The sequence below is a fragment of the Desulfosarcina sp. genome (genome assembly GCF_055467485.1).
In genome coordinates this window covers 36,862-60,018 of sequence record NZ_JBUOIV010000018.1, presented here as the reverse complement: position 1 = coordinate 60,018, position 23,157 = coordinate 36,862, and the positions used below count along the sequence as shown (strand labels likewise).

Annotated in this window: 20 protein-coding genes; 14 read left to right on the top strand and 6 right to left on the bottom strand. The window is 57.1% G+C overall.

Annotation, left to right across the window (positions count from 1 at the left end; all coding sequences use genetic code 11):
• Positions 1-67 precede the first annotated feature (67 nt).
• The gene (alaS, locus tag ACZCED_RS10865; protein WP_462971664.1) at positions 68-2,695 is read left to right on the top strand and encodes an alanine--tRNA ligase; all 2,628 of its coding nucleotides are present in this window, start codon (positions 68-70) and stop codon (positions 2,693-2,695) included.
• A gap of 269 nt (positions 2,696-2,964) precedes the next feature.
• Here alaS and ACZCED_RS10860 read toward each other — a convergent pair whose 3' ends face one another.
• The 4 genes from ACZCED_RS10860 to ACZCED_RS10845 form a co-directional block, all read right to left on the bottom strand.
• Positions 2,965-3,423, bottom strand: coding sequence for a chemotaxis protein CheX (locus ACZCED_RS10860; RefSeq protein WP_462971663.1), 459 nt, complete (start codon positions 3,421-3,423; stop codon positions 2,965-2,967).
• 198 nt (positions 3,424-3,621) lie between these two features.
• Positions 3,622-4,449: a dihydrodipicolinate reductase gene (gene dapB / locus ACZCED_RS10855; protein ID WP_462971662.1), complete on the bottom strand. Its 828-nt coding sequence runs from the start codon at positions 4,447-4,449 to the stop codon at positions 3,622-3,624.
• Positions 4,450-4,511: 62 nt separating this feature from the next.
• On the bottom strand, positions 4,512-6,203 hold the full coding sequence (locus ACZCED_RS10850; protein WP_464860772.1) for a sugar phosphate nucleotidyltransferase: 1,692 nt from the start codon (positions 6,201-6,203) through the stop codon (positions 4,512-4,514).
• The gene (locus tag ACZCED_RS10845; protein WP_462971660.1) at positions 6,200-8,842 is read right to left on the bottom strand and encodes a 1-acyl-sn-glycerol-3-phosphate acyltransferase; all 2,643 of its coding nucleotides are present in this window, start codon (positions 8,840-8,842) and stop codon (positions 6,200-6,202) included. Before ACZCED_RS10845 ends, ACZCED_RS10850 begins: the two co-directional genes overlap by 4 nt.
• A 342-nt stretch (positions 8,843-9,184) precedes the next feature.
• Here ACZCED_RS10845 and ACZCED_RS10840 point away from each other — a divergent pair, with 342 nt between their 5' ends.
• Positions 9,185-9,466, top strand: coding sequence for a hypothetical protein (locus ACZCED_RS10840; RefSeq protein ID WP_462971659.1), 282 nt, complete (start codon positions 9,185-9,187; stop codon positions 9,464-9,466).
• A 58-nt stretch (positions 9,467-9,524) separates the two neighbouring features.
• On the opposite strand, the gene ACZCED_RS10835 is transcribed toward ACZCED_RS10840, so the two are convergent.
• A complete protein-coding gene (locus tag ACZCED_RS10835; protein WP_462971658.1) occupies positions 9,525-10,700 on the bottom strand; it encodes an exo-beta-N-acetylmuramidase NamZ family protein in 1,176 nt (391 codons plus the stop codon).
• Between the two features lie 254 nt (positions 10,701-10,954).
• Between ACZCED_RS10835 and ACZCED_RS10830 the strand changes: the two genes are divergently transcribed.
• The 11 genes from ACZCED_RS10830 (at position 10,955) to ACZCED_RS10780 (ending at position 20,501) form a co-directional block, all read left to right on the top strand.
• Positions 10,955-11,668 (top strand): cobalamin biosynthesis protein CbiA, encoded by a 714-nt coding sequence (locus ACZCED_RS10830; protein ID WP_464860771.1) that lies wholly within the window; start codon positions 10,955-10,957, stop codon positions 11,666-11,668.
• Positions 11,669-11,800: 132 nt separating this feature from the next.
• Complete coding sequence (locus ACZCED_RS10825) at positions 11,801-12,025, top strand: 4Fe-4S dicluster domain-containing protein (protein ID WP_462971656.1); 225 nt, start codon at positions 11,801-11,803, stop codon at positions 12,023-12,025.
• A gap of 22 nt (positions 12,026-12,047) precedes the next feature.
• Positions 12,048-13,118: a 3-methyl-2-oxobutanoate dehydrogenase subunit VorB gene (gene vorB, locus ACZCED_RS10820; protein WP_462971655.1), complete on the top strand. Its 1,071-nt coding sequence runs from the start codon at positions 12,048-12,050 to the stop codon at positions 13,116-13,118.
• Between the two features lie 54 nt (positions 13,119-13,172).
• A complete protein-coding gene (locus ACZCED_RS10815) occupies positions 13,173-13,910 on the top strand; it encodes a thiamine pyrophosphate-dependent enzyme (protein WP_462971654.1) in 738 nt (245 codons plus the stop codon).
• 41 nt (positions 13,911-13,951) lie between these two features.
• Positions 13,952-14,488: a 2-oxoacid:acceptor oxidoreductase family protein gene (locus tag ACZCED_RS10810; RefSeq protein ID WP_464860770.1), complete on the top strand. Its 537-nt coding sequence runs from the start codon at positions 13,952-13,954 to the stop codon at positions 14,486-14,488.
• Positions 14,489-14,526: 38 nt separating this feature from the next.
• Positions 14,527-15,672, top strand: a complete 1,146-nt coding sequence (hisC, locus tag ACZCED_RS10805; protein ID WP_462970503.1) for a histidinol-phosphate transaminase — start codon at positions 14,527-14,529, stop codon at positions 15,670-15,672.
• Between the two features lie 36 nt (positions 15,673-15,708).
• A complete protein-coding gene (cmk, locus tag ACZCED_RS10800) occupies positions 15,709-16,380 on the top strand; it encodes a (d)CMP kinase (protein ID WP_464860769.1) in 672 nt (223 codons plus the stop codon).
• Between the two features lie 186 nt (positions 16,381-16,566).
• A complete protein-coding gene (locus tag ACZCED_RS10795) occupies positions 16,567-18,309 on the top strand; it encodes a 30S ribosomal protein S1 (protein ID WP_462970501.1) in 1,743 nt (580 codons plus the stop codon).
• Between the two features lie 213 nt (positions 18,310-18,522).
• Complete coding sequence (gene sppA, locus ACZCED_RS10790) at positions 18,523-19,419, top strand: signal peptide peptidase SppA (protein ID WP_462970500.1); 897 nt, start codon at positions 18,523-18,525, stop codon at positions 19,417-19,419.
• Between the two features lie 16 nt (positions 19,420-19,435).
• Positions 19,436-20,230 (top strand): ParA family protein, encoded by a 795-nt coding sequence (locus ACZCED_RS10785; protein ID WP_462970499.1) that lies wholly within the window; start codon positions 19,436-19,438, stop codon positions 20,228-20,230.
• Entirely contained in the window at positions 20,190-20,501 is a 312-nt protein-coding gene (locus ACZCED_RS10780) for a hypothetical protein (RefSeq protein ID WP_462970498.1), read from the top strand. Before ACZCED_RS10785 ends, ACZCED_RS10780 begins: the two co-directional genes overlap by 41 nt.
• A gap of 186 nt (positions 20,502-20,687) precedes the next feature.
• Here ACZCED_RS10780 and ACZCED_RS10775 read toward each other — a convergent pair whose 3' ends face one another.
• Positions 20,688-21,296: an L-threonylcarbamoyladenylate synthase gene (locus ACZCED_RS10775; protein WP_462970497.1), complete on the bottom strand. Its 609-nt coding sequence runs from the start codon at positions 21,294-21,296 to the stop codon at positions 20,688-20,690.
• A 394-nt stretch (positions 21,297-21,690) separates the two neighbouring features.
• Here ACZCED_RS10775 and guaB point away from each other — a divergent pair, with 394 nt between their 5' ends.
• Positions 21,691-23,157 (top strand): IMP dehydrogenase, encoded by a 1,467-nt coding sequence (guaB, locus tag ACZCED_RS10770; RefSeq protein WP_462970496.1) that lies wholly within the window; start codon positions 21,691-21,693, stop codon positions 23,155-23,157.

Here is a 23,157-nt window from a genome sequence, read left to right as displayed (position 1 = left end):
CAGACGCTGAGCCGCCGGGCCAGACCGTATGGCCCGGGTGCCGCGATGGATCCCTTAGGAGACGGTTATGACCGGCAACGAGATTCGACAGCTTTACCTCGACTATTTTCAGAAACACGGCCACCGGGTGGTTCGCAGTTCTTCCCTGATTCCCCAGGACGATCCGACGCTGCTGTTCACCAATGCCGGAATGGTGCAGTTCAAACGCACGTTTCTGGGTGAGGAGAAGCGCGACTATGTCCGCGCGACCACCTCTCAAAAGTGTGTCCGGGCAGGTGGCAAACACAACGACCTTGAGAATGTGGGTTATACGGCCCGGCACCACACCTTTTTCGAGATGCTGGGCAACTTCTCCTTTGGCGACTATTTCAAGGAGAAGGCCGTGGATTTCGCCTGGGATCTGTTGACCAACGGATATGGGCTGCCGGCGGAAAAGCTCTGGGCGTCGGTCTACCTGGATGACGACGAGGCATACGACCTGTGGCACCAACGTATCGGCATCCCCGAATCGCGGATGATACGCCTGGGGGAGGAGGAAAACTTCTGGGCCATGGGTGACACCGGTCCTTGCGGTCCCTGCAGCGAGATTCACCTGGACCGGGGAGCGGAACACGGTTGTGGCCGGCCCGACTGCGATGTGGCCTGCGACTGCGACCGGTTTCTGGAAATCTGGAACCTGGTCTTCATGCAGTTCAACCGCGATTCGTCGGGCACCATGACGCCCCTGCCCAAGCCCAGCATCGATACGGGCCTGGGCTTGGAGCGAATGGCCTCGGTGGTTCAGAATGTTAACACCAACTATGATACCGATCTGATTTATCCCATCATCGAGCGCACCGAAGCGCTGGCCAATAAATCATACGGCCGGGTCGAGTCCGACGACGTGGCCATGAAAGTGATCGCCGACCACAGCCGGGCTGCGGCTTTTCTGATCGGCGACGGCGTGCTGCCGTCCAACGAGGGCAGGGGATACGTGCTGCGCCGGATCATGCGGCGGGCCATCCGCTATGGCCGCAACATCGGCCTGACCCAGCCGTTTCTCCACGAAACCGCCCGGGTGGTGTTTGACATCATGGTGCCGGCCTACCCGGACCTCAAGACGGCCTCGGCCTTTATAACCAACGTCATCGAAAACGAAGAGCTCCGTTTCTCGGAAACGCTGGACAACGGACTGCGGGTGTTAAACGATTCCCTGGCGGAGATCCGGGCCAAGGGCGACACCCGGGTTCCCGGTGACTTGATCTTCAAGCTTTACGATACGTTCGGGTTTCCCGTGGATATCGTGCGCGATGTGGTCAGAGACGAGGGCATGGCTTTGGACACCGACGGTTTCGAAAAACGCATGGACGAACAGCGCCGGCAGTCCCGATCCAAGATCGCCTTTGCCGGCATTTCCGATGCCTACCGCCAATTGAGCGCCTCGGGCGAAAAACCTGAATTTGTGGGGTATGGCACCCTGGCTTGCGAAGCACGCGTGCTGCTGATTGTCCAGGACAACCAAGGGGTCGATGCTGCCGATGCGGGAGCCGCGGTGGAGGTAGTGACCACGGTCACGCCCTTTTACGGAGAAGCCGGCGGCCAGGTCGGCGATCAGGGGACCATCACGGCCCCCGGCCTGACCATGACGGTCACCGATACCGTCAAAGATCCCACCGGTATCATTATTCACAAAGGGCAGGTGCAATCCGGCCGCCTGGAAAACGGCCAGACCGTCATGCTCACCGTGGATAGCGACCGGCGTGCCGCCGTGGCCATTAACCACACGGCCACGCATATCCTTCATGCGGCCCTTCGGCACGAACTCGGGGACCATGTCAAGCAGGCCGGATCCATGGTGGCGGCGGATCGGCTGCGCTTCGACTTCACCCATTTTTCCCAGATCGATTCCGAGGCGCTGGAGCGCATTGAAATCTTCGTCAACCAGCGTATCCGGCAGAACGTTCCCGTGACTGTCGATGAGATGGATATGGACCATGCCATGCAATCCGGCGCCACGGCCCTGTTCGAGGAAAAATACGGAGACCGGGTTCGTGTCGTGGCCCTGGACACCTTCAGCCGTGAGCTTTGCGGAGGCACCCATACCGGGCGCACCGGCGACATCGGATTGTTCAAAATTATTTCCGAAGCGAGCGTCGCATCAGGCGTAAGAAGAATCGAGGCGCTCACCGGCAGGGCAGCGCTGGACCATGTGCAAAAGACCAGCCGGATTCTCCAGCAGTTGAGTCACTTGGTCAAAGACAAACCCGAAGCGGTGGTCCAACGGGTCGAGTCGACCATGATATTGCTGAAAAACCGGGAAAAAGAAACCGAGCGGCTCAAAACCCGATTGGCCGAAATGCAGGCAGACGGCAGCGGTGATCAGATTCTCGAGATCAATGGGGTTAAAGCGATCATCCAGCAGGTGACCGTCGACAAGCCGTCCGCCCTGAGGGATCTGGCCGACCGGTTCAAGGACCGCATCGGCTCTGGCATCGTGGTCCTGGGGTGTGAGACCGATGGCAAGGCGCTGCTGATCGTTGTCGTGACCAAGGACCTCAATCCCCGGTTCCATGCGGGCGACATGATCAAACAGATTGCCGGCGTGGTGGGTGGCGGCGGAGGCGGTCGGCCGGACATGGCCCAGGCCGGCGGCACCCAGCCTCAGAATCTGCCCCAGGCACTTGAAAAAGCGGGTGAGTTGATCCAACTGGGATAGGCCCTGAGTGTTGCAGCCTGGTTTCAGATGTCAGAAGAAGGCCTCGTGGCGATGCATGGCCAAGACCGGATATTGTTCTTTTGATCGATATCCGGCATTCACATGGCGGCGCCGGGCATGATTGAGTGGATTCATTTACCCCGATCGTTTTTCTTCGATAGGGCCTAAAATAAAACATCCGCGTGGGCTGTCATGGCCGGGCGGATGTTTTTTTCTCCGGGTTCTGTACTTTGCACGGGTTAAAACGGACCGGGGAACCGATGGGTGGTTCAGCTGTTTTCTTTAAGCGCCACTTCAATGACCAGCTCGCCTCTGTCGGTGATGCAGGGGATGGCAATGATGGGCAGGCCGGACGGATAGGAGACCTTGTGCTTGCCTACCACTACGCTGGGCACGCTGATGGAGGTGCCGGCGGAGGGGAAATCGGTCTTGGCATTGCCGGCGATCATGTTGGCAATTTCGCCGATGGCGTCGGTGCAGTCGTCATCCAGTTCGCTGACCTCCTCACCGATCAGTGCCGACACCAGCTGAAGGGCAATTTCCTTGGACAGGTTGATCACCACGCAACCGGTCACCGTTCCGGAAAGGCCGATGATGCTGCTGATCTCATATTCCGGTATGTTGCCTTTCTTCAGGCTGGGTGTGCCCAGCTTGAAGGGCACGTCGATCATGGTGTTGAACAGTTTTTTAACCGCCTTGATAAATGGATTGATGTACTTGACGTCCATTTTCCCCCCATCCATTGGTTGATTGTGTTTTCGGGCGACCGATCCTGCCGGTTTCATTGATTGTTTGCACGGTTATTCGGCGTTGGGCGTTTCCCGGTGGTTGGACGCACAGGATTATAATCGGCCACTTTCCCGCCGACTTTACCTCAAATTTACATCAATGCCGGATTGCTATGAAATGGCGCCCTTTGACGGGCATCATGTTTTGAGCACATCGATCATGCTAAACACCCGGCCGGTTTCGCCCGCCTTCATTCTTCGATCAAGATAACAAACGGCGTCCACGGTGCCCTCCGCATAAATGTCGCGGCCGTTGACGTTGTGCTGGAATTCAAAGACAACGGTATTGTCCGGAGAGGTCAACCGATAGGTGTGCCATCCATGTCCGGACAGATAAGCCTCGGGAATTCCCCATTGCGCGCGTTGTATTTCCGGGTTCCGTTCCTTGGCGATCGCTTCCGGCGAGAAGTCAACACCCATGCGGTTGAAACAGGCGACCATGGCCTTGGCCGTGCCGCTGGTATCCGCCTTGCCGGCCTGGTGGCTTTCGCGGACGGTCAGCGAGTAGCCGCTGAAAATACCGGGAAAGGTGCTGGCCGCGTATTCCATCATGGCCTGAAACCCGACAATCTGCTTGGCCATGTTGGGTGCGATGACTGCGCAGACGGTTGAATCGACCACGGTGCGGATCAGCATCTCCCGATTGCCGCCGGTGGTGCCCATGACAAACGGCAGGCCCTGGTTGCAGTAAAAGTCGGCGTTGGCGTTAACGGCCGAGGGGTGGGTGAAATCCACGCTGATGAAATCCCCGTGCGTCTCGACCAGCCGATCGATTTTCTTGTCGCGGTCGGATGGCCGGATGAGTTCGAAGACCGTCCCGGAGATGGTGTGGCGGTCGGCTTGGATCTCCGGACCGGTGAGGGAGTGGGGAATCAGGGTGAGTCGGGGATCATCCAAGGCATGGCCCGCGATGATCGAGGCGACGTTTCCCGGCAGGCCGTTGATCATTACTCTTACTGGTTTCATCGTGTTCCGTCCTTTTTTTGATGGGGCATCGCAGTTGATCGGCCCGGCGACGATTACCCCAGTTATCCCAAACCGATTTTTTTGGCAATGGCGGTGAGTTTGGGAAAGGCCTTTTGATCAGCGTCATGGATGTGGCCGGACAGCATGCCTGCCGCTGCGGGGATCCAGCGTGCGAAGGCCTCTTTTTGCTTGACCCGGCTCAAGAACCCAAAGGCCCCCAGCATCTGAAGATTCCGGGTGACGGCGCAGTAGCGATAGCCCCGAATGAATCGGTCCGGGGGGCAGTTCAAACGCCGTTCCCCCTGTTCGGCGGCATACATCAACAGCCGTTGTCGAAGGTCCGGCGCCAATCCTGCATAGGGATCGATCAGCAGAGAAGCCACGTCGTACTGGATCGGGCCGATACGCGCTCCCTGAAAGTCGATGAGATAGTGTCGCCCGTCTTTAAGCATTACATTGCGGGATTGAAAGTCCCGGTGAATCAACCCGGTCAAGCCGTGACGGATAGCGCTCGTGGCCAGGTGGTCGAATTCCGTAGCCAGGTCCTCATCGTCCACCCCCAACTCCAGGTAGCCGTTTAAAAAGGCGTCTACGAAATAACGGCACTCCTTATCCCGCACTAGCGCACTGTCGTAGGCCGGACTCTGGCAGGTCCAGCCCGGGTCGAAGCCGTCTGCGGCCTTTTTCGTCAGGTCGAAGAGGGTGTCGATGATCTTCCGGTAAAGCGTTTCAATGCCGCTGCCGTCCGGGGCTCGTCGCACCACCTGCTGAAGGTGGTTGTCACCCAGATCTTCCAGGAACACCAGTCCACTGAACCCGTCATGGGCGTGTATGCGTGGCACCGGCAGTCCGCAGGCGCGGAGGTGGGCGCCGATCCTGACGAAGGCGTTGACCTCGCTGCCCGGCAGAGTGGTGGTGATGCCATGGTCAGCCAGGACCAGCCGGCATGGCCCGGCGGTCAGGCGGAACCACCCGCGGTCGGAGCCATCGCCAGTCAGCTTCCGGCAACGGATGGCGGCGCCCCGGTAGCCGGGAAAGGACGATTGAAATACGCCCGGGGCCATGGCATCCACCACCGCCTCCCGGTAGCGATCCGGGCTTCCCATGTCCTGCCAGTAATGATGGTGGACCACATGGGCATGAATCGGTAGGCCCTCTCCCAGCATTTGCCGGTAGACGGCAATGATGTCGCTGAATCCGTCTTTGGGTATGTGCCGGATGATGCCGGCGTCCATGACGTGAATGCCGGTAAAAGCCATTTTCCGATGGCGGCCAGGGTTAGCCGGGTCGGAAAAACGCGCGAAGCCGGCGATTCGATTCTGTTTGTCCACCCACACCTGGTTGAAGGGGGGGCGGTCATGCAGGACCATCGTTACCCGAGCCCCGCCCATCCGGTGGCAGCGACAAACCTCAGCTAAGTCGATGTCGGTGACGATATCCGCATTGATCACCATGAACGGATCGTCGTCCCAAAAGCCGGCCAGCTGTCGGATGGCGCCACCGGTGCCCAAGATCTCCGGTTCGACGCTCAGGGTTACCGGCATACCGAAGTCGTTTTTATCCAGATAGGATCGGATATGATCGGCCAGGTGGTGGGCGTTTACGGCAACAGCGGTGAAACCGGCCCGTTTCAAGCTGGCCAACATTCTTCCCAATACCGGGGTGCCGGCAACCGGGAACAGGGCCTTTGGAAAGACCTGGGAGTGGGGGGCCAGCCGGGTGCCAAACCCGGCAGCCAGAATCAGCGCTTTCATGGGCCTAACAGATTCAAGTAGGTCTGGATGAGCGTTTCGTAATGCGAGATGGCCGCCTCGTTCTCATGATCCCTGATGCCGTTGGTGGAGAAATAGTTCAGACCGTTGGCATAATTGACCTTGGAGACCGATTCGATCAGCTCGATCTCCTTGTTTTTTATCATCTGGAGGCCAATGCCCTGGATTTTCTTGAGTTTGTCCTTGGTCTCCATCTTTTCCTTGCGGTTGGTTCTCAAAAAGTGGAGCACCACCTTGTAGGATTGGAAATAAGGCTTCAAAAAGGCGGCAAACAGTTTTAATTTACGGTAGCCCGAGGATGTGATCTGGTAGCTGTCTGGTATGGTCTGATGGGGCATGAGCATCGCGTCATCGATAAAGGATTTGATGGTTTTTCTCACATAGTGAACCGGCGGTCGATCCAGATCGAAGGCAAACTCATATTTGAAGAAATCCTGGAAAAAATGGTACTCGTTGTGCAGTTCGGTGGCATTGAACTGGAAAGCATCTTTTTTCAGGATGGCCAGGGCGGTGAATGCCGCCGGCACGAAATAGGAGATGCAGTTGTTTTTGTAGAACTCCAGCAGTGATCGCTTGGCCATGTTCACCGAAAAGTCGACCTGATCTTCAGGCAGGTCTTTGTCTCCGGGCGCTTTTTCAAGCAGCTTGCGCGACAGGTAGCGGTCGATGGCATATTCCATGGCACCGTCCGGGTTGATAATAATCGTGTCGGCCAGCTTGGCGTTCTGGGCGGTGGCGAACGTCAGGTAAGCATTCACCGCTTCCAACAGTTCCTCCTGGGTGAAGCGGGGCTTGGAAATGTTCAAGGCGGCGGCGGCCACCAGGCCATGAGGAGTGACCACGGTCTGCTTGTCGATGGCGTTGATGATCCGCCATCCCAGGTTGCGGCAGAGCGCATTCATATCTTTTTGGGTCATCCGGTCCAGGGCCACCGGGGCGTCAGCCAACAGTTCACGGGTAGAGATGGGGTCATTGAAATTGATATAGATTTTTCCGTAACGCTTTTTCAAAAAGCGCCGGGCACGGATCACCTGGCTGAGGTTCTCGTCTTCTTTTTTGCCGCCTTCCACTTCGTGAACGTAGGCGTGTTCTTCAACGATCCGGTCGTAGCCGATATAAACGGGAACGAAGATCATATCCTCGCAGGCCCCATTGCGATAGGCATCCAAGAGAATGGAGATCAGCCCCAGCTTGGGAATGAGCAGTTTGCCGGTCCGGCTCCTGCCCCCTTCGATGAACAGTTCGATATGGAAGCCCTCTTCCAGGAGTTTATGAATATAGGCGGAAAAGACCCGGGCATACAGCACTGCGCCCTTGAAGGTGCGCCTCAGAAAAAAGGCGCCTCCTCCGCGAAAAATAGGCCCCAGTGGCCAGAACGAGAGGTTTTTGCCTGCGGCAATGTGCGGGCAGGGCATGTTGTTATGGTAAAGCACGTAGGACAGAATCAGATAGTCGATATGGCTCTTGTGGCAGGGAATGAGAATCAGCGGCCCTTTTCTGGAGATGGCCTTGACTTTGGCCAGGCCGGCTCTGTCGATGACGGCACCGTCGAACATGGAGTTGATGATCCACCCCACTACCGATGACATGATGCGGATCACGGTCGGGCTGTAGCGTGCGGCAATTTCGTCCAGATAACCATCGGCCTGTTTGCGGATCTTATGGATCGGTTCCTGCCGGGATGCCGCATGTTTCTTGATGAAGGCTCCCATCCGGTCGCTGGTGAGGATGGATTCTTTCAGCTCTTCGCTGGATTTCAAGATCGGCCCGGTGATACTCTGGCGGTGACGGTTGTTCTGCAAGAGGAGGTGGCGCCGCAGCTGAAGGGCATGGTAATCGACGTTTTTGTCCGGTTGTGCGGATTGGCTCAGCCACTGTCTCAGGTTCAGTGGCTGGGAAAGCTCAACAAAAATTTTCCCGGGATATCGGATCAGGGTGACGATCTTTCTTATCTTTCCCGGACGTTGCGACGTGCCGAAAAAGGTGTCTACCAGGCTGGGAACGGCAGGCAGGGGCTTTTTGCCGAAAAACATCAGCTGGGGAACCAGGTAGATGGGCTTGTCGATCTCTTTTTGCATCTGGATCAGGTAGCTCAGCGGATCGGTCTTCTCCTTAATGAACCGGCGATAGAACCCTTTTTTTTCAACCAGTGAGAGCAATCCGCAACCCGATGAGAGAAGGGCGCGTTGATAGTAACCACTGATATAAGGGTTTTGGATCCGGTGCCGCCGAACCAGCTCGTCCAGGTTGGCGAGGCAGATGCGGAATATCCGCGACAGCGGCTGCCACAAATAGATGGCGGCGTCAAAGGCCACTATCGGTACCGGCAGACGCAATTGTCGATACCGGGTATGGGCAAAGAGAAATTCGAAGCGGCTCTTATACTTGGTCGTATAGACGATGATCGCCTCATCGGGGATGTTTTTAACGATGTCCGCCTGTTCGCCGCCCATGAATATCCCTGAGAACAGGCGATTCAGAAAAAAAGCGGAAACGATCCCGGTGGGAGACGGCAGGTAACAGAAATAGTGGTCGTGTGAATGCTTGAGCAGCCGGTCGATCCACTTGTGAATCTTCAGCGTAATTGAAGAAACTGGGTGCTTTTTGGGATTGTTCATCATTTGAGAATGCAAGGTTCCAAGAAGGATGGACGTTGACGATATTGCGAAAAAATAACAGAAGCCTTGACCCTTTGCAACGCCATATTCACCGGAGAAAAATATGCTTGCGCTGCTCGGGCTTCTATGGTATTGCCATATTACTTGATAGCGTCACCACCAAGTTGCTATCTAATTGAAATCCCATTGATATTCCAAAAATTACGAAGCATCCGGCAGCCGCCGGAGAAAACGAAGATCATCGCCAAGCACGTCGAGCCATTGCAGCGTCATGCGCGTGGGTGGACCGATGAAGCCATTTTATCTGACTAACTCAAAAAGGTTCAAGAAGGAGGACGATTCTCTATGAAAACGTTAATTGGTGGGGCAGTGGCAGCAGTCTTAGGCTTAATCGGCCTGTCGGTATGGTTCGGTGAATTTCTTCAACTTCTGGCCGGGGCGATCCCGGTGATGCTGTTGCTCGGTGGTGGTCTGGCGCTCTATCTGGGATTCGATGAACTCAAGGATACCTGGAAAAAAGACGACAATACCGCTGATGAAGGCGCCGCCGATGACGATGCCGAGAAGTACAAGAAAGAGATCGACGAACTCAAGAAAGAGATTGAGACGCTGAAAACCGAAAAATAAACACGCCCACATCCCGAAATTGGAAATGCTGCCCCGAACGGCCTGCCGTTCGGGGCTTTTATTTGTAGATATGTATCGTTTCGATCATCGTCGTGTATGCCGACAGCGGCGCTTCCCAGCCCGAAAGAATGTCCGTCAACGGCGTTCCGGCTTCGATCTGAGAACGGACCCGGCGGTCACCTAAAATCAAGTCCATGGGCAGGCGTTTGTATTCGTACTCGTAAGGCGGCTGTTTGTAGGCAAAGTGGTCCGGGCTGGTCTGGTATATGGCCTGATAGAGTGCCAATGAGAGGGCATAGGGTGAATAGACGCCCGGGTCGGTGACATGGATTTGAAACCCCTTGCACGGATGACCGGCCCATTTGTTGGACGTGGGCTCAAATTCAACAGGCCTGAGTACAGTGCCGATCATCAGGTTTGTGTCAATATGCTCCAGCAGGCGAGCTGGTGCTAAAAACGGTGCTCCGAACAGCTCGAAGGGCAGGGTGGTTCCCCGGCCTTCCGAGATATTGGTGCCTTCCCAGATCACCTGGCCCGGATAGACCATGGCCGACGCCGGTGTCGGCAGATTGGGCGACGGTGCCACCCAGGGCAGGCCAGTCTGGCTGAACGTCATCGCTCTTTCCCACCCCCGCATGGAAACCACCTCAAGGTCGCAACCGATGCCGAAGCGGGTGTTGAACAGGATCGCCAGCTCGCCGATGGTCAGGCCGTGGCGCATGGGGATGGGGTAGCGGCCCACAAAAGATGAACAGTCCGGGGAGAGCAGGTTCCCTTCCACCCGAAGCCCGCCCAACGGGTTGGGACGGTCCAGGACGATGATTTTCTTGTCGTATTGCCGGGCCGCCTCCATGCAGTGGGAGAGGGTGTACATAAAGGTGTAGACCCGGGTGCCCACATCCTGCAGGTCCACCAGCATCACGTCGATCGGGTCCAGCATGGAACGCGTGGGAATGCGGGTGTCTCCGTAAAGGGAATACACCGGCAGGCCGGTCACCGGATCCGACCGGTCGGCGGACTCGATCATATTGTCCTGCCTTTCCGCGTAAAAGCCGTGTTGGGGCGAATACAGCGCTTTCAACTGGCCCGGAAAGGCCCGTCGAATCCGTTCACGGGCATGCGTGTAGCGGCTGTCCACCGATGCCGGATTGCACAGCAATCCGAAACGCTGGTGTTTCAGCGCCGCGGGGGGCGATTCGGAGAATAGGTCGAGACCGGTCTTTACGGCTGTCATCTGGATCGATCCTTGGCTGGGACAGGGTTCACAGCGACTCCATGCGTCCAATGTCCTTTAGCACACCGCATCTGCCAGTAAAAGGCGAAATCCACAGGCAGGGCCAAATCCCTTGACACAAACGGTTTTTGAAAATATGTAGTTCCTTTTTCATTCGACTCCCGAAACAGACCGCATGATCCCGATATCTTCTGGTACACACAAGCCACCTGCCGGACGCTGCGGTCATCGATCAGCAAAAGGGCCATTGTCAGTTGGAACTTGAACTCAGCGGCATCGTGATCATTGTCGGTGCATACGGCAGCGGAAAAACCGAGGTCTCCATCAATCTTGCCGTTCACATGAATGCCAAAGGAACTGCGGTTCGGTTGGCTGATCTGGATCTGGTCAATCCCTATTTCAGGACCCGGGAAGCCCGCCGAGCGCTGCGCCGCCTTGGCATTGAGGTGGTGCTGCCGCCCGCCCGGTATATGCAGGCAGACCTTCCCATCCTCGCTCCCGAGGTGTCCGGCATGCTGAGACATCCGTCCGGGCTGGCCGTTCTGGATGTGGGGGGGGACGACGTGGGAGCGACGGTCCTGGCGGCGCTTGCCGATGCGATGGAAGGGCAATCTATGCAGGTCCTTCAAGTGATCAATCCCAATCGTCCCTACACGGATACGGTAAGCGGTTGCCTGAAAATGCGGAAAGCGATCGAGGCCAAGGCCAGGATGACGATCACGGGTATCATCGGCAACGCCAACTTCATGGAAGAGACCACCGAAGCGGATGTGCTGGCGGGTTACGCATTCTCGAAGGACGTGGCTGAGGCGGCCGATATCCCCCTGGTGTTTATCACCACGCCGGCGGCACTGTTGACCCGGCTTGATAAAAAGGATATCCATTGCCCGGTGCTCGCGCTTAGGCGGCAGTTGGTGCCGCCCTGGATGCGGGCTGACGCGTTGGGTGCATGGGAAGCCGGCGGCTGAACCCGCCGAAAAGGCCTCCTGATCGTCCCGATGCGGCACGAGGGCAACCACCGGCATGTCGGCCGTCCACAGGCACGGCATCGCCGCACTTCCAATGGAACACGATTCCACCGTGACAAGGAGCAGCTATCAATGGCGTATCAACACAGCATCGAAAAGGACCGCTGCAAAGGCTGCGGCCTGTGTATCACCGTATGCCCAAAAAATGTTCTGGAAATATCTCCCGATGTGAATGCGAAAGGCTACTTCCCGGCATTTCAGGCGCGTCCTGAGGATTGCATCCATTGCACCATGTGCTGCATCATGTGTCCGGATGTGGCCATAACCATCAAGAAAACCGAAGAATCAAACGCTTAAGGGCGGTAAATGGAGGAGTACCATGGCAAAGGTGTTGATGAAGGGAAACGAGGCCATCGGTGAAGCAGCCATCCGGGCCGGTTGTCTGAACTACTTCGCCTATCCGATCACCCCTCAGTCCGAAGTGGCCGAATATCTGGTCCGGCGCATGCCGGAGGTTGGGGGGGTGTTTCTGCAAGGGGAGAGCGAGGTGGCGGTGGGCTACATGATTTTCGGGGCTGCCGCAGCCGGGGAACGGGTCTTTACCACCTCCTCCAGTCCGGGGATCAGCCTCATGAGCGAAGCCATCAGCTACATCGCCGCAGCCCAGTGCCCGGCGGTTTTCGTTAACATTATGCGTGGCGGGCCGGGATTGGGAGGTATTTTGCCCTCCCAGGCGGACTATCTTCAGGCCACCAAGGGGATCGGGCACGGCGACTGCCGCCTGCTGGTGATGGCGCCGGCCAGCGTTCAGGAGGCCGTTGAAATGGTCATGAACGCCTTTCCCCTGGCTGAGAAATACCGCAACCCGGTGATGATCCTGGGCGACGGCCTCATCGGGCAGATGATGGAGCCGGTGGAATTCCCCGACCATTTGAAAACGGCGCCCACCAACAAGGATGCCTGGGCCACCAACGGCATGGATCACCGCAAGGCCAACACCCGCAATCTGGTCAAGTCCCTTTTTCTCGACCCGGTTCAACTCAACGACAACAACCTGGCGCTGAAAGCCAAGTATGACCGCATGCGTGCCGAAGAGGTGATGTCCGAATCGTACCATACCGACTGCGACTACCAGGCGCTCATCGTCAGCTACGGCACCATGAGCCGGGTGTGCCGTACGGCCGTCGACATGTTGGCGGCCGAAGGCATCGACGTGGGCATGGTGCGCCCCCAAACGGTCTTTCCGTTTCCGGCACAGGCCGTTGCCGAGGCATCCATGAAGCCGTCTTGCACGCACGTACTGAGCATCGAAATGAGCATGGGCCAGATGGTCGAGGATGTGGAGCGCAGCGTCATGGGACGGGTTCCGGTCAGCTGGTACGGCAAGTGTGGCGGAGATATCCCCACCCCTGAAGAGGTCATCGAGGTGGTTAAGCAACGTATCGCCTGATCGACTGACAATCCCCAATGGATTTCAGTCTCACAAGCAAGGAGCATAGGTAAAATGGGAAAGACGTTCAAGAAACCGGAGGCCCTCTCCGATGCCCACACCCACTACTGCCCGGGGTGCACCCATGGCGTGATCCACCGACTGGTGGCTGAGACCATCGATGAACTGGGCATCCGGGGGCGCACCGTGGGTGTCGCCCCCGTCGGCTGTGCCGTATTGGCCTACAACTACTTCAATTTTGATTTTCAGGAGGCGGCCCACGGCCGTGCACCGGCCATGGCCACCGGCATCAAGCGGGTGCGACCCGACCTGATGGTGTTCACCTACCAGGGTGACGGCGACCTGGCCAGCATCGGCATGGGCGAGATCATCCATGCGGCCAACCGGGGAGAGAAATTCACCACCATTTTCGTCAACAACGCCATTTACGGGATGACCGGCGGCCAGATGGCGCCAACCACCATGCCGGACCAGCGAACCAGCACATCGCCATTCGGCAGAAATGTCCAAGAGGTGGGTATGCCCATCAAGATGGCCGAACTGCTGTCTGCTCTGCAGACGCCGGCTTATATCAGCCGCCAGACAGTGATCAAGCCGAAGTATATAACAAAAGCGAAAAAAGCGATAAAACAGGCATTTACCTATCAGCTGGAGAACAAATGCTTTAGCCTTGTCGAGGTGGTCAGCACCTGTCCGACCAACTGGGGTATGACGCCGGTTCAGGCGGTGGAATGGACCGAGAAGACGCTGCTGGCATACTACCAACCGGGGGACTACAAAGTTCCGTCGTGACCAATGGATCCGCAATGTCGGACGTGATTGAAGGAGGCACCATGCAGAGCGAAATTATGTTCGCCGGGTTCGGTGGGCAGGGCATACTGTTGATCGGCAAGGTTCTTGCGCATGCCGCCATGGAGGAGGGCTACGAAGTGGCCTGGGTTCCTTCCTACGGGCCCGAAATGAGGGGCGGAACCGCCTATTGCACGGTGGTGATCAGCGACCGGCCCATCGGTTCGCCGATCATCAAGAATCCGCTGCACCTGGTGGCGATGAATGGCCCCTCCCTCGAGAAATTTGCCCCAACGGTTAAAAAAGACGGCATCATCTTCGTCAACAGTTCGCTGATCGCTTTTGGGGCGAATCGTGACGATGTGGATGAGCTGCGGGTGCCGGTGGTAGAAATCGCCAAGGATCTGGGCAGCGTCAAGGCCGCCAACATCGTGGCGCTTTCCGCTTTCGTTAGCCGCAGCGGTATCGTTTCCATGGAAACGCTGAAAAACTGCATCAAGGAAGAGTTCAGCAAAAAACCCAAGCTGATTCCGTTGAACATGGAGGCTGTGGCGGCCGGCGAGAAGGCCGCCCGGAAATAGATCCACGGCATGCCAGGGTGATCCTGCGGCGTGTGGACATGCATGCATCGACGGCCGGGCCGGACGCCCGGCTGCATCTTGACCGGATGTGGACCATGAAATTGACGATTCCCGATTACCTGCAGGCGATCGAGCCGTATGTCCCCGGCAAGCCGCTGGAGGAACTGGAACGAGAATTCGGCATCAGCGATTCGATCAAGCTGGCGTCTAACGAAAACCCGCTGGGGTCTTCTCCCAAGGCCTTGGCGGCCATCCGAAACGCGCTGTCGTCGCTTCACCGCTACCCGGACGGTGCCGGCCACCTGCTGGCTAACAAGATCGCGGCTGCCAATGGTATTTCTGCGGCGAACGTGGTGGTCGGAAACGGGTCGGACGATATTATCGCCCTGTTGGTGCGAGCCCTGATACGGCCCGGCGACCGGGTGGTCGTGCCGCGTCCCTCATTTCTCATGTACGCCATTACGGCCAGCGCCGCCGGTGCGGTGGTGGACGACGTGCCCCTGAAAGACCTGACCATGGATCTTGACGCCATGGCCGAGCGGGTGACCGCCGACACGCGCCTGGTGTTCGTGTGCAACCCCAACAACCCAACCGGCACGGTAGTCACTCAGGCGGCGTTTGATCGTTTTATGTCCCGACTGCCGGAAGCGGTGGTCGTGGTCGTGGATGAGGCCTATATCGAGTTTGTCAGCAATCCCGAATGCCTGAAGACCGGCAAGCCGTCGGACGTAAACCGTCCGCTGGTGACCCTGCGCACCTTCTCCAAGGTTTATGGCCTCGCCGGATTGCGGGTGGGATACGGCATCATGCCGGCTTCGCTGGCGGAACTCCTCAACCGGGTCCGCCCGCCATTCAATGTCAATAGCCTGGCTCAGGCTGCAGCCGCTGCCGCCCTTGACGATGAGGCGTTTCTGCATCAGACGGTCGGGCTGGTTCACCGGGGGCTGGGGGAGCTGTATGAAGCGTTGGACCGGTTGGGCCTGACCTGCTTTAAGACCGAGGCCAACTTCTTTCTCATCGACGTTGAGCAACCGGCCGATGTCGTGTTTCAAAAGATGCTGCGGCAGGGGGTGATCGTCAGATCCATGCGCGCCTACGGCTTTCCCACCTATATCCGCATCAACGTGGGCCTTGAATCGGAAAACCAGCGTTTTTTGCATGCACTGGAAACGGTCCTTTCCTGAAAAGACGTCCCAGCGGATTTGTCCGGGTGACACCAAATGGTCAAACAACCGATGCTGCTGATTACGATCGACGGACCTGCAGGTGCCGGCAAGACCACTGTCAGCAAAATGCTGGCCCGCAAACTCAGTTACCGATACCTTGACACGGGGGCCTTGTATCGGGCCGTCGCCTTATGCGCCCGCTCGGCCGGTATCCAACCGGACGATGATCAACGGCTCGGTGGCATTTGTCGTAAATTGCGGCTCAGCATCGAGGAAAACCGATTGGTTTTGAACGGCGTGGATGTCACCCATCGGATCCGTTCCCCCGAGATCAGCATGCTGGCTTCTGCCGTGTCGGCACGTCCGGTGGTGAGGCAGGCACTGCTGGGTATTCAGCGGGACATGGGGCGGACCGGAGGCCTGGTAGCCGAGGGACGCGATATGGGAACGGTGGTATTTCCCGATGCCGATCTCAAATTTTTTCTGGATGCCACGGTTCGTCAGCGGGCGCTGCGGCGATTTGCGCAGTATGACAAGGGAAGCGGCCAGACCCTCGAGCAGATCGAGCAGGATATCCGCCTCAGGGATCAAAACGACAGCAGCCGTGATGTCGCACCGCTCAGGCCGGCCGAGGACGCAATCAGCATCGATTCGACGACCATGACCGCCCGAGAGGTGGTCGGCGCCATGATGGCACGTGTCCGCAGGATCATCGACTTGTCCTGAACCTGGATCGGGCACCGGTTTCTACCAAATATCCACCCGGCGATATCTTTCAGTGGACGATCGTGGCGGCCATGGTAAATAAATCATTGCATTTTGCCTTACGCTTCTGTATTGTCTTTGGGCTATACTGTAGGCGCAAGCGTTTGCAGTAAAATAAAAAGCGGCTAAGGGGGTAATCATCAGTCAATGGACAACTTTGTAGACAACGAATCAGCTGAAGAACCGATCGAGAAAGACAGTGTTACCGGCGAAAGCATGGCGGAGCTCATGGACTTGTATGAGGAGAGCTTCAAACGGTTTGCCGAAGGTGAGGTGGTCAACGGGAAGATCATCTCCGTGGACAAAGACCACGTCCTGGTGGACATCGGATACAAATCCGAAGGCCAGATCCGCATCCGGGAATTCGAAGTGGATGGTGAAGTCAGCGCCAAGGTCGGCGACACCGTCGAAGTCATGGTTGAGTGGTGGGACGACGAGAACGAGGTGGTCGTGCTGTCCAAGGAAAAGGCCGAGAAGGTCAAGGTATGGGACGACATCAAAAAACGTCACGAAGCCGACGATACCATCACCGGGACCATCACCAACCGTGTCAAGGGCGGCTTTTCCGTGGATATCGGCCTTCAGGCATTTCTGCCCGGATCACAGGCGGATCTTCGACCCATTCGCAACCTGGATGAAATGGTCGGCAAGGAATTCGATTTCAAAATTCTGAAATACAACCGCAAACGCAGCAATATCGTTCTCTCCAGAAGAGTGCTGCTGGAAGAAGAGCGTGAAACCAAACGAACCAAGACGCTGGCCACCATTCATGAAGGCAAGGTGGTCTCCGGTATCGTCAAGAACCTGACCGAATACGGCGTGTTTGTCGACCTCGGCGGCGTGGACGGATTGCTGCACATCACCGATATCTCCTGGGGCCGAGTCAAACACCCGTCCGAGTTGTTCAGCGTGGGTGACAAGATCAATGTCAAGATCCTCAGCCTGGACCTGGAGCGCGAGCGCGTCTCCTTGGGCATGAAGCAGCTCAGTGAAGATCCATGGGCCAGCGCCATCGACAAGTACCCCGTGGGTTCGCGTATCAGCGGCAAGGTCGTTAGCCTGACCGATTACGGCGCCTTTGTCGAATTGGAAGAAGGCATCGAAGGGCTGATTCACGTATCTGAGATGTCATGGACACGCAAGGTCCGCCATCCCTCCAAGGTGGTCTCCGTAGGTGAGATCGTCGATGCGCTCGTGCTGGATATCAAACCGGAAAACAGGCGGATTTCCCTGGGAATGAAGCAGGCTGCACCCAATCCCTGGGACGTGATCAGCGACAAATACCCCGTGGGCACGACCATCGAAGGAAAAATAAAGAACATCACCGACTTCGGCCTGTTCATCGGCATCGACGAGGGTATCGACGGCCTGGTCCACATTTCGGACATCTCCTGGACCAAACGCATCAAGCATCCCTCGGAAATCTACAAGAAAGGGGATGTGATTCAGGCCATCGTACTTGAAATCGATAAGGGGCAGGAACGGTTTTCCCTGGGTATCAAGCAGTTGCAGGCCGACCCGTGGGATACGGTTGCCGAGCGCTACGAGGTGGGCAAGGAGATCACCGGTACCATCACCAATGTAACCGATTTCGGCGTCTTCGTCGAACTGGAGGAGGGTATAGAGGGACTGGTGCATGTTTCCGAAATCAGCAAAGAGAAGATCAAGACCCCGGTAGGCCAGTTTGAAGTGGGGCAGGTGATGACCGCCAAGGTCATGAACATCAACAGTGACGAACGGCGCATCGGTCTCTCCATCAAGCGTCTCGATATGGAAGATGACCAGGAACTGCTGAACGAATACGTCACCAACATGGGACCGGTAACCTCCAGTTTCGGCGAAATCCTTCGCGAGAACCTGCAGGAAAAACTCAACAACGACGACCAATAAAACCATTGACACCAATGATGAATGCCGGCGGTTTGGCTGAAAGGCCCGCCGGCATTCATCGTCATCGACTGACAGGCGCCGTTTACCTGGCCGTTGCCGTCCGCTCCGTCCTTCTCGACCTGCCTTCTTCATTCTTCGTACACGGTCCGCTGATTGCGCCGGCCGAGGCTTTGTCTTTCTCGCCTGGACCCATACCGAAAGAAGGAATCTGACATGTTTTCCAGACGCCATCCTTATCTTTTTTTCCTGCTGGTTGCTTTTGCCATTTTTACCGGTCTGATTATGGGCGTCATGGCCATGGCGGCCTGGATCGGCCGGGGGGCCGGCGGTTTCGACGGCGAGGCGGTGGGGGTTGTTGAAATCGAGGGGGCGATCGCCGATGCGCGGGATACGATCGAAACCATCCGGCGTTTCCGTGAGGACGAGGACATCAAGGCCATTGTGATCCGCATCGATTCACCCGGCGGGGCCGTAGGACCGTCTCAGGAAATTTACCGGGAGATCCGCAAGACCATTGAAACCAAGAAGGTGGTCGCCTCCATGGGGGCCGTAGCCGCCTCAGGCGGTTACTATGTGGCTTGTGCCACGGACGGCATCGTGGCCAACCCGGGCACGATCACCGGCAGCATCGGGGTCATCATGGGATACACCAACTTTCGTCAGCTGTTGGACAAGATCGGCATGGTGCCCGTGGTTATCAAGAGCGGGCCATACAAGGATACCGGGTCGCCCACCCGGGAGATGCTGGACGACGAACGTGAAATCCTTCAATCCATTACCGGCAACATCCACGAACAATTCGTCACGGCCATTGCCGAAGGCAGAAAAATGGACCGCGCACTAGTCGAAAAAGTTGCCGACGGGCGCATTTTCACCGGCGAAGATGCCAAGTCCCGGGGATTGGTGGACCGTCTCGGCAATTTTGAAGATGCCCTTGAATGGGCCGGAGAATTGGGTGGCATTGACGGCGACGTGGTTCCGGTCTACGCCCGCGATGAAAAACTGTCACTGCTGCGATACCTGATGTCCTCGTCGATATCCGACTGGATGTCAAGGGTCATCCACCCCGGCATCTATGCCGAATATCGATACCTGCCTGAAGGGCCGTGAGTGAAAAGGAACGCGTATGCGAATCATCGCAGTGGCCATGGCTAAGGGGGGGGTGGGGAAAACCACAACAGCCGTAAACCTTGCCCACGGGCTGGCCCTGGCCGGCAAGCGGGTGCTGCTTGTCGATTGCGACACCCAGGCACAGACAACGACCTTCCTCGGCATTGCGCCTCCCCACGGACTGTATGAGTTCATTACCGGTCACGACGGCAACGGCAGGACGATCTTAAAGAAAGAGGCCATTCACTCTGCCCGACAGAATCTCTGGGTGCTGGCCGGTGGCATCAAGCTGGTGGAGCTCAAAAACTGGCTGGGTGAGCAGCCTCGTGAAAACCGGCATGCCATATTGCACCAGAGCCTGACGCCGAAAAAAAACGGGCTGGATTACTTGATTTTCGACTGTGCACCGGGATGGGATGTGTTGAGCGTAAACATCCTCATGGCCGCCAAGGAAGTGCTGTGCCCGGTGGCGCTTCAGGGGCCGGCCCTGGAGGGCCTTAAAACCTTTTTCGGATACCTGGTCTCTGTCCAGCAGCTGAACAAATCCCTTCGGCTCAAGTATATTTTGCCCACCATGTTCGACCGCCGCACCCGTCAGAGCCATGACATCTACAATCGGCTCAGGCGGCTCTTCCGTAAACAGATCTGCAATCCCATCCACCATAACGTCCGCTTATGCGAGGCACCGGTGGTCGGGCAGAGTATATTCGAGTTCGCCGACAGCGCCTCGGGAGCACAGGACTACCGAAAGCTGGCAGAAAGGTTGATCGATGACGGCATCAGACAACAAGACCATCCCCGATTTTTTTGACGATAAACGAATGGATCCGGTTTCCGTGGCCACCGGAGGTTCGGTATCCAAGCTGGCGGCTGGCAAGCCGGCGGTGCCCAAAAGGAAGGCCGGTTTTTATTTCTCGGAGGCCCTGCTGGACCGGTTTACCCGTAAATTCCATCAGTTGAAACTAGACGGAGTGCCTGTTGACAACAAATCGGCGCTGGCCGAAATGGCCCTGCACTTTGCGCTGGACGATATGGACCGGGGAAAGGCCAGCCAACTGCTCAAACGACTAACAGGCTGTTGAACCGTGATAGCGAGCGCATTCCCGGCCGCTTGCAGCAGGCAGTGGTCAAAAACGATTGCGCTTGGCCCCAGGGCGTTAACATTCGACTCAACATACTCATCCATCATCCATAAACTGCGCTTTTCGCCAAATTTTGCCTTGTCTTGCCTGCGCTCCCGGCGTTTTTAAACAGCCTGCAAGACAGCCCTATGTGAACAGGCTGACATCACCCAACCCCTCGCGGATGATTTCAGGGATGTCCTGCTCCAATGAAACCACGCTGGAGGGCATGCCCGAGACCGGCCCCCCGTCGATCACCGCATCCAGCCTCGATCCGAAGTGATCGTTGATCAGGGTGGCGTCGTGGAAGACCTCGCCGTCCGTCGCGGTGGCACTGGTGGATATCACGGGATTACCCAGGGCCTTGACCAGGGCGAGGCAGATGTTGTTGGCGGGAACACGAATGCCGGCGGTTTTGCGTTTGGTGAGCATGATCTTGGGGACCAGTTTGGATCCCGTCAAAATGAAGGTATAGGGGCCGGGGAGCATCCGTCGCATGGTTTTATAGGCGTAATTGGAGACTTTGGCGTACTGGCTGATGTTTTTCAGGTCGGCGCAGATGAAGCTGAAGGGCTGATTCTTGTTGCGCTGTTTGAGTTGGTAAATTCTTTCGATGGCCCGCTTGTTCAGGATGTCGCATCCGATCCCGTAATAGGTATCGGTGGGATAGGCGATCAGCCCCCCGTTTTTCAATACTTCCGCAACCCGGTTGATCAGTCGTTGCTGGGGATTGTCTGGATTGATGGTAAACAGCATGGCGATGTCGCGACTCCAGTCGATTGAAAGATGCGGATGACGATCTGGCCGATGGTCTCCCGTCCCCCGGCTGATCGCATCTGATTTCGGTGCTTGTCATCGATCACAAAGGGCACAACTTATTACGACCCGCCGGGGGTGTCAAGCAACCAAATAAAGATTGATAAAGCCCCCTTCATTTGTTAGTTTAACCGCTTAATCGGTTTACGGTCCGGTGTTACCCCGGTCCGCGTTAAACGGGTCTGTGGCCCACAAGCCGAAACCATTGCGACCCCCGTCCTTTGAGCCTTTTCCCGCCCTTTTCCAGGGCCAACGGGGCGTATGGCGGGCGTCATCCATAATCACCATCACCATCGCCGACCCGGCCAACTTCCACTTGGATGCGGAGGATCCCATGACCAACCTGATCGCAGAGGAAGCCTATTCCTTTGATGATGTCCTGCTGGTGCCCAGCTATTCCGACATCCTTCCCAAAGATGTCGATACCCGAACCCGCCTGACCCGTGAATTGACGTTGAACATCCCCATTGTCAGCGCGGCCATGGATACGGTTACCGAAGCGCAGACGGCCATCACCATGGCCCGTGAAGGGGGGATCGGGTTTATCCACCGCAACATGAGTGTCAAACACCAGTCCATGGAAGTGGACCAGGTCAAAAAATCGGAAAGCGGCATGATCGTCGACCCCCTTACGATCGGACCGGACCGGCCCATCGAGGAGGTGATGAAGCTGATGGCCCATTACCGTATCTCAGGGGTTCCGGTGACCCGGGGAGAGCAACTGGTCGGCATCGTCACCAACCGCGATTTGCGTTTCGAAACCGACATGACCAAAAAAGTCAGCGACGTCATGACCAGTAAAAACCTGGTGACGGTGAGCGAGGGCATCGGCCTGGAGGAGTCCAAGAAGATGCTGCAGACCCACCGCATCGAAAAGCTGCTGGTAGTGGACAAGAACGGGCGGCTGACCGGAATGATCACCATCAAGGACATCGAGAAGATCAAAAAATACCCGAATGCCTGCAAGGACAGCATGGGTCGGCTGCGGGTGGGGGCGGCCATCGGTGTGGGTGAAGACATGATGCCCAGGGCGCAGGCCCTGGTCAAAGCCGGTGTCGATGTCATCGTTATCGATACCTCCCACGGCCACTCGGGCAACGTCATCCGGGCGGTCCAGCGGCTGAAGGGTGATTTTCCCGCGCTGCAGCTCATAGCGGGCAATGTGGGCACCGGTGAAGGCGCCCAGGCGCTGATCGAGGCCGGTGTGGATGCGGTCAAGATCGGCATCGGTCCGGGATCCATTTGTACGACGCGCATCGTGGCGGGTATTGGCGTGCCCCAGATCTCCGCCATCATGAATTGCCGGGAGGTGTCGGAAAAGACGGGGGTCCCCTTAATGGCCGACGGCGGCATCAAATTTTCCGGGGACATCACCAAGGCCATTGGTGCCGGCGCGCATACCATCATGGTCGGCGGCCTCTTTGCCGGTGCCGAGGAGAGCCCGGGGGAAACCATCCTTTTCCAGGGCCGAAGCTACAAGGTATATCGGGGTATGGGATCCTTGGAAGCCATGAAACAAGGCAGCAAGGACCGCTACTATCAGACCGAACAGGAGACCGACGACAAGCTGGTGCCCGAGGGCATCGTCGGCCGGGTACCCTACCGGGGAACCCTTTCCGTGAATATCCACCAGCTCATCGGCGGACTCAAGGCCGGTATGGGCTATGTGGGCTGCCGGACCGTCGAAGAACTGCGTCAGAATGCGCGGTTTGTGAAGATCAGTGCCGCCGGTATGCGGGAAAGTCATGTTCATGACGTCATCATCACCAAGGAAGCTCCCAATTACCGGGTTGAGAATTAA